This window comes from Spiroplasma endosymbiont of Megaselia nigra (assembly GCF_003987485.1).
GTDB lineage: Bacteria > Bacillota_I > Bacilli_A > Mycoplasmatales > Mycoplasmataceae > Spiroplasma.
Window position 1 is genome coordinate 1 of record NZ_RCOO01000231.1, and the last position, 1,561, is coordinate 1,561.

At 22.2% G+C, this 1,561-nt stretch carries 3 protein-coding genes; 1 reads left to right on the forward strand and 2 read right to left on the reverse strand.

From position 1 onward, the window contains the following. Window positions 1–124: 124 nt before the first annotated feature. Entirely contained in the window at window positions 125–259 is a 135-nt protein-coding gene (locus D9R21_RS08590) for a hypothetical protein (RefSeq protein ID WP_255416636.1), read from the reverse strand. Between the two features lie 95 nt (window positions 260–354). Continuing rightward, entirely contained in the window at window positions 355–978 is a 624-nt protein-coding gene (locus tag D9R21_RS06365) for a hypothetical protein (RefSeq protein ID WP_241568813.1), read from the reverse strand. A 241-nt stretch (window positions 979–1,219) separates the two neighbouring features. On the opposite strand from D9R21_RS06365, the gene D9R21_RS06370 reads away from it, so the two are divergent. Continuing rightward, window positions 1,220–1,483 (forward strand): hypothetical protein, encoded by a 264-nt coding sequence (locus D9R21_RS06370; RefSeq protein WP_126821530.1) that lies wholly within the window; start codon window positions 1,220–1,222, stop codon window positions 1,481–1,483. Window positions 1,484–1,561 lie beyond the last annotated feature (78 nt).

Below are 1,561 nucleotides of genomic sequence, written 5' to 3' on the forward strand. Positions count from 1 at the left end.
GGTGTGTCAAAATTAATAAATTTAAGACAAAACTACTAAATTTTTTTAAAATAAATTATATTGAACATTTATTTTATTGATGTTATAATGATATTAAATAAACTGCTACACTTCATAGTACAATTTACATTTTAAAAAAATACACCCCAGCAAGTACTGTTGAATAATAAATATTATTATTTTTGTCAACAGTAATAGATAACGCTGTTTTATCCAATAAACCAATCTCTCTTAATTCTTTTTCAATACTTGAATACACATAATTACCAAAATAAATGTTATTTTCTTTATCAACAGCAAACGCATAAATTAATTCATTAAGTTTATGTTCGTCAGCTAAACTATACTCATTATTTAATTTTTGAATTGAAAAAAATTAGCTTCATCAGTAGTAAAATATAAATTATCGTTGTGGTCAATCACTAAAGCAAAAACTTTTCTAGCAACTTTATTATCACCATTGTTATCATAAATAAATTTTTCAACTCTAGTTGACCCTGATAATAAATAATAAATTCCAGCAAAAGTCCCTAAATACAAAGTATCATTACTGTCTAATGCAAGAACAGTAATATGATTATCAACTAATTCATCATTTAAACCCTCAATTTTAACAATTGTTCCATTATTACCATCATAAATATATACTTGATGATCTTCGTTTACATAATAAATATTATTTTTTTGATCAACTGTTAAATCAATAACATTATCATCAATTCCATTAATTTTTTTTGCTTTTGTTGTATCATTAGGCAAAAAATAAATTCTCCGTGAAGTTCCAAAATAAACTATATTATTAGAAATTTTAATTGCATTACGAGAAATATTGTCAACTCCTTCAATTCTTGTTTGAATATATTGTTTTTCATTAAAACTAAATGGAGTATTACGACTATGATTAGGAACTTTATTAAAGGTTAGATTTTGAACAAAAATAGAACTTGCAATAATGCAGAAAGTATATATTTTTTTCATTGTTAATTTTTCCCACTTCCCTAGCAATTAATTTTATTTATCATAAATTAGGCTAACACAATATCTATATATTTAATTTAACAAAAAAAATTAATAAGAAATTAATAAATTTAAAAAAATGTTATTTAATTAAATAACATTTTTTATTCCATTGTAATATTTATTAATAAGACTGCACCCCAAAAAGTAAGTAAAATTAAAAAAGAACTTTACTAAACTTTTAGAGGAGGTGCATTTTTTAATGGCAGGAAAAGAACAAAAATTTAAAACATATAATGCAGAATTTCGAAAAAATACAGTAAAAGAAATTGAACAAACATCGCTTACTTATATTGCACAAAAATATAAAGTAAATATAAAAACACTTGATTCATGACAAAGAAATTTTAAAAAAGGAATTTTAAATACACCAAAAGGTCCAAAAGAACCATTTGGAAAAAAAGATTTAAACTATTATAAAGTTAGGTATGAATTATTAAAAAATCTCCATGACTTTTACAATTAAATAAACAAAAAATAGTATCTTTTATAAAAGAAAATCGTGCTAAATATTCATTAAAATTATTGCTTGATGTAACAGGTT